The following is a 5,394-nucleotide window of genomic DNA, read 5'->3' as shown; positions in this document are numbered from 1 at the left end:
AGAGCGTGCGGCGCCGTCTTCACGACGTCTTCGTCGTCCGTAGGGGTGGGGAAAGCGTAGCGTGCCCACCATCGCGAGCGTCGCGCCAAAATGGTGGGCACGGCGCTGACGCGCCTTTGCCCACACCCTACGCCGCCGAATGCGTCGCCTGCGTGCCGCGGATCAACCGGCCGGGTCTTGCGCCCGTGGCCGCACCACCACGTTGCGTTACCACGCCCGAGACGATGGTCGCCTCATAGCCGTCGACCTGCTGCAGGAGGCGGCGGCCGCCGACGGGGAGATCGTAATGCACCTTCGGCGGGTGCAGATGCAGGTGGTCGTAGTCGATCACGTTGACGTCGGCCTTGTAGCCGGGCGCGATCAGGCCGCGGTCGGCGAGGCCGACCGAGAGCGCGGTCTTGCGCGATTGCACCGCGATCACGAAGGGGATCGAGAGTTTTTCGCCGCGGGTGCGGTCGCGGGTCCAGTGGGTCAGGAGATAGGTCGGGAAAGAGGCATCGCAGATGATGCCGCAATGCGCGCCGCCGTCGGAGAGGCCGGGCACCGAATTCGGGTCCAGCAGCATCTCGCGCGTCGCGTCGAGATTGCCGTCGGAATAATTGAGGAACGGCACGTAGAGCATGCCGCGGCCCCCGTCGGTCAGCATCGCATCATAGGCGAGTTCTTCCGGGCGCTTGCCGAGCCGGCGCGCCTGCGCGCCCAGCGTGTTCTCCGGTGGCTGCTCGTAATCCGGCGGATTTCCGAGCAGATACATCTTGTCGTAGTTCGGCCGGAAGAACAGCGGATCGTCGGTGTCGCTGGCGTTCTCGGCGAGGATCGCGGCGCGCGTCTCGGCCTGGCGGAGACGCGCCACTCGCTCCTTGAGCGGCAGGTGTGCGATCGCCTTGTAGCTCGCATGGGTCTGGAACGGATTGCGCGACAATTCCAGCCCGAGCATCAGCCCGACCGGGCGCGCGGCGATCTGCGCGGTGACCGACAGCCCGCGGCTTGTCGCCTCGCTGATGGTCTCGAGCGTCTGGCGCCAGCGCCGTGGCGACTTGTCGTTCTGGGTGATCGAGAACGAGATCGGACATTTCGTGTTCTCCGCCACCCGCAGCATCATCGGCAGGTCTTCGTGGACGGTGGAGAGATCGAGCACGAATTGCAGCACGCTGCGGCCGACCCCATGCATCGCGCCGGCGATCGCGGTCAATTCGTCCTCGCCCGCCTTCAAGGTCGGCGTGAAGTCGCCGGTCGAGGTGCGGTGGTTGAGGGTGCGCGAGGTGGAGAAGCCGAGCGCGCCGGCGCGAACCGCATCGCTCGCAAGCTGCGCCATCTGCCTGTTGTCCTCCACCGTGGAAGGATCGCGGCGCGCGCCGCGTTCGCCCATCACATAGACCCGCAGCGCGGCATGCGGCAGTTGCGCGCCGATGTCGACGTCGAAGCTGCGCTTCGACAGCCAGTTCATGTAGTCGGGAAAACTCTCCCATTCCCAGGGAATGCCGGCGCTCAAGACCGGCTCGGGAATATCCTCGACGCCTTCCATGAGCTGGATCAGCCTGGTGTGGTCGCTGGGCCGGCAGGGCGCAAAGCCGACGCCGCAATTGCCCATGATCGCTGATGTGACGCCGTTCTGCGAGGAGGGCGTGATGTCCTGGCTCCAGGTCACCTGGCCGTCATAGTGGGTGTGAACATCGACGAAGCCTGGCGCCACCAGCTTGCCGCGCGCGTCGATCTCTTCCTTGCCTTTGCTCGCGACCTTGCCGACCTCGGTAATCTTGCCGTCCGCGATCGCCACATCGGCTTCATAGAGGTCGCCGCCGCTGCCGTCCGCAATGGTGCCGCCGCGGATCACGATGTCAGGCGCTGAGGTCATGGCGCTTCATCCCGATTTGTTGTTGTTGCCCCGCATCATCGGTCGTCCCTCGGTGCTGTCAACCGGCGCCGATGAGGTTCAGCAATGCGCTATGGCGCCGCAACCTGGAAATATGGCGGTGCTGTCAAAGCCTAGTCCATGTCGCGGAAGGCGTGACCGTTGGTTTCGATCCTTTTCACAAGGTCTGGCGGCAATTCGGCTTGTGCTGCTGTGCCGTCAAATGCCCATTCCTCAGGATTGGCCAGATCGAGAAGACCGGCCCCTTTGCGCACATAGAGGCCTAACGTCGGCTTTTGCGGATTAATGTAGAGATCGTACTCCTGCATTGAGATGTCTCCTCTCCTGTTGCCAGCTCAGGATCGCATCAAGCCGCGTTGGCTCGCCTCCCGGTCAGATTATCGCGATCGGTTACAGCCGTAAGCATTCGAGGCAGTGATCGGACCGTAACAGGCACACCGCAGTGTCCTCTGGAATCACGGCGGAGACCTCTCGTGACCGCGACCACCAAAGGCAACGAGTGCGCACGTTCCATGCGGCCTGCCGAGGCCGGCGAACACGTTACCGGCGCCGCGTGCGTGCCGACACGTCGAGACCGCGGCGTTTGCGCGCTTCAGACCATCTATCTCGGTGTCGCCTGTTATGTCGGCCTGAGCGATTGCGCGGATCGTTTGGAAGCGATCGCTCGCGAGGAGGTCTAAGCAAGTGGTTATCAAGCCGCTGCGTGCGCTTCCGATCCCTGCGGCTTGCGGTCGGTGACGAGCGCGAGCAGCACCGTCAGCACCATGAAGGCGGCGGAGGCGCCGAACACCCAATGCGGCAGGTTGTGGTCCATGATCCAGCCGAACAGCAGCGGGCTTGCGATGCCGCCGAAGTTGAAACCGGTGGAGACGATGCCGAAGGCGCGGCCGGCCGCACCGGGAGGTGCTGCGTTGCGCACCAGCATGTCCCGCGAGGGCGTGATCACGCCGCCGAGGAAGCCGGCCAGGCCCAGCGCCGCGGTCAGCACCGCCGATGGCAGGTTGACCATCGCGATCACGACCACGATCGCCGCATTGACGGCAAAGCACGCCGCCGCGACCTGGCCGTGGCGATGGGTGCGGTCGGCGAGATAGCCGCCGGCGAGCACGCCCGCCGCGCTGGCGCCGAGGAACGCGGTCAGCGCGATATTGGCCGACGAGAACGACACGCCATAGCCGCCAATCAGCGCCACCACGCCGAAATTATTGATCCCCGCGCTCGACAGGCTGAGCAGCGTGAAGAACACGGTCAGCACCATGATCGCCGGCGTCATCACGCTGGTTTTCACCTTTTCACTGCCCTCGGGCCCGTCCTTCGCGGTGCCGGCATCGGGGATGCCCATGACGACGAGCAATAGCGCCACCAGCGGGCCGATCGCGCCCGCGACCATCAATGCGCCGAGCCCGCCGATTGCCGCGACCAGCGCCGCCATGATCGCAGGTGCCACCGCGCCGCCGAGGAAGCCGGCAAAGGTGTGGACTGAGAACGCGCGGCCCATCCGCGCCTCGTCCATATGTGCCGATAGGATCGCGTAGTTGGCGGGGTGATAGACGCTGTTGGCAAGCCCGAGCCCAATCGCGCTTGCGATCAGCGCGGGATAGCTCAAATGCGAACCGAGCCCGATCAGGGCGAAGCCGCCCAGGCAGAGACCGATCAGGAGGATTTTTCGCGCGCCGATATGGTCGGCGAGATAGCCGATCGGCGCCTGCGTCAGGCCGGAGACCAGCGCGAACACGGTGAGCGCGAAGCCGAGCTCGATATAGCCGACGCCGAGCCGCTCCTTCAGGAACGGGAACAGCATCGGCAGCACGAAGATATGGAAATGGCTGACCCAGTGCGCGATCGAAATCCCCGTCAGCGTGCGCGCCGCGCTGTCGGTCTTCAATTGCTGCGGTGCGGCAAGAACATCAGCCATATCAGTGAGAAGCCCATCAAATGTGATGCCCGGCAGGGCTTAAAGCATGATCCGGAAAAGTGGGAACCGGTTTTCCGAAAAGATCATGCTCAAACAGAGAGCCAGATCATGATCCGCTCGGATCATGATCTGGCGCGAAAATATCGGCTGGGCGTTATTTGTCCATGAAGGCCGCTGCATGGCTGACCCGGCGAACCGCGACCGAGCGACATGCGGCATTAAAGCGGCAAGACAAGCCACTCGCATTGCAGCAATGATCTGGCATGACCGATCCGGCAACAAAGCTGCGCGTCCTGATCCCCGAGGGGGCGAGCACCTCGGCGCGCGAGGCGATCACGATCCTCGGTCTTGCCGGCCACCATGTCGAAGTCTGCGATCCCTCGCCCTGGTGCCTGTCGCGCTATTCGCGCTTTGTGCGGAAATTCCACCGCTGCCCGGGGTTGCGCCACGACCCCGAGGGCTTCCTTGGCTATATCGAGCGGCTCCTGGAGGCGCCGTTCGACGTGCTGCTGCCGACCCATGAGCAGGGTTTTCTGTTCGCGCGCGCCGAGGCGCGATTGAAGGGCCGCGTCGGCCTGGCGCTGCCGCGGTTCGACAATTACCGGATGGTGCACAGCAAGGCCGGCTTCAGCCGCCTGCTCGACCGGTTGGGTCTGCCGCAGCCGCCGACGCGGATCGTGACCTCGGAGAGCGAGCTGCGCGAGGCCATCCGCTTCCCCTCCGTGATCAAGACCTCGGTCGGCACCGCGAGCCGCGGCATCTGGTTCGTGCGCGACGAAGCCGATTTCAACATCGCGCTGTACGAACTCGGCGCGACCGACACCTTTGCCGACGAGCTTCTAGTCCAGGATCTCGTCACCGGCACGACCGAAAAGGCGCAGTCGGTATTTTGCGAGGGCAGGCTGGTCGGCTTCCACGCCTACCGGCAGGTCGCACCCGGCGTCGGCGGCGGCGAGGCGATCAAGGAAAGCGTCAGCCGTCCGCAGGTGCACGCCTATCTGGAAGCGATTGGAGAAACGCTGGCCTGGCACGGCGCGCTGTCGGTCGATTACGTGATGCCGATCGACAGCTCCGTGCCGCTCCTGATCGATTGCAATCCGCGCCTGGTCGAGCCGCTCAACGCCTTCCGCGCCGGCACCGATCTGGTCGATCTCCTGCTGCGCGTTTCGCTCGGCGAGACGCCGCAGCCTTTGCCTGAGAGCCGCACCGGCGTGCGGACGCATCTGGCGATGCAGGCGCTGCTCGGCCAGGCCTCCCGCGGCGGCACCAGGCGCGACATTCTGGTTGAGTGCGGCGATCTCCTGAAGACCTCAGGGCCCTACAACGCCAGCACCGAGGAGTTGACGCCGGTGCAGCTCGATTGGCTCAGTGCCGTGCCGCTGGCGATGACGGCCGGCCTCACTTTGGTCTCGCCGAAACTGGCAAGGACGGTCGCCCGCGGCGGCTTCGGTGCGCATCTGCTCGATCTCAACAGCATCCGCAAGATCGAGCGCGAGGATTTTGCAGGACTGCATCAGCCGCCGTAGCCGCCCGTAGGGTGGGCAAAGCGCAGCGTGCCCACCGTCCCTTGCACCGCCCGTGAAATGGTGGGCACGCTGCGCTTTGC

General features: G+C 65.1%; 5 protein-coding genes. 2 read left to right on the top strand and 3 right to left on the bottom strand.

Annotation, left to right across the window (positions count from 1 at the left end; all coding sequences use genetic code 11):
* Nucleotides 1–127: 127 nt before the first annotated feature.
* Complete coding sequence (locus tag CWO89_RS40235; RefSeq protein WP_130583814.1) at nucleotides 128–1,855, bottom strand: N-acyl-D-amino-acid deacylase family protein; 1,728 nt, start codon at nucleotides 1,853–1,855, stop codon at nucleotides 128–130.
* 131 nt (nucleotides 1,856–1,986) lie between these two features.
* Nucleotides 1,987–2,181 (bottom strand): hypothetical protein, encoded by a 195-nt coding sequence (locus CWO89_RS40230; protein ID WP_130583813.1) that lies wholly within the window; start codon nucleotides 2,179–2,181, stop codon nucleotides 1,987–1,989.
* 165 nt (nucleotides 2,182–2,346) lie between these two features.
* Here CWO89_RS40230 and CWO89_RS40225 point away from each other — a divergent pair, with 165 nt between their 5' ends.
* On the top strand, nucleotides 2,347–2,553 hold the full coding sequence (locus tag CWO89_RS40225) for a hypothetical protein (protein ID WP_130583812.1): 207 nt from the start codon (nucleotides 2,347–2,349) through the stop codon (nucleotides 2,551–2,553).
* Nucleotides 2,554–2,564: 11 nt separating this feature from the next.
* Here the strand turns inward: CWO89_RS40225 and CWO89_RS40220 are convergent, their stop codons facing one another.
* A complete protein-coding gene (locus CWO89_RS40220; protein ID WP_130583811.1) occupies nucleotides 2,565–3,788 on the bottom strand; it encodes an MFS transporter in 1,224 nt (407 codons plus the stop codon).
* A 263-nt stretch (nucleotides 3,789–4,051) separates the two neighbouring features.
* Here CWO89_RS40220 and CWO89_RS40215 point away from each other — a divergent pair, with 263 nt between their 5' ends.
* Nucleotides 4,052–5,314, top strand: coding sequence for an ATP-grasp domain-containing protein (locus CWO89_RS40215; protein ID WP_130583810.1), 1,263 nt, complete (start codon nucleotides 4,052–4,054; stop codon nucleotides 5,312–5,314).
* Nucleotides 5,315–5,394: the final 80 nt, after the last annotated feature.

The sequence above is a fragment of the Bradyrhizobium sp. Leo170 genome, from assembly GCF_004296405.1.
Classification (GTDB): domain Bacteria; phylum Pseudomonadota; class Alphaproteobacteria; order Rhizobiales; family Xanthobacteraceae; genus Bradyrhizobium.
This window is presented reverse-complemented; position numbering and strand designations above follow the sequence as displayed.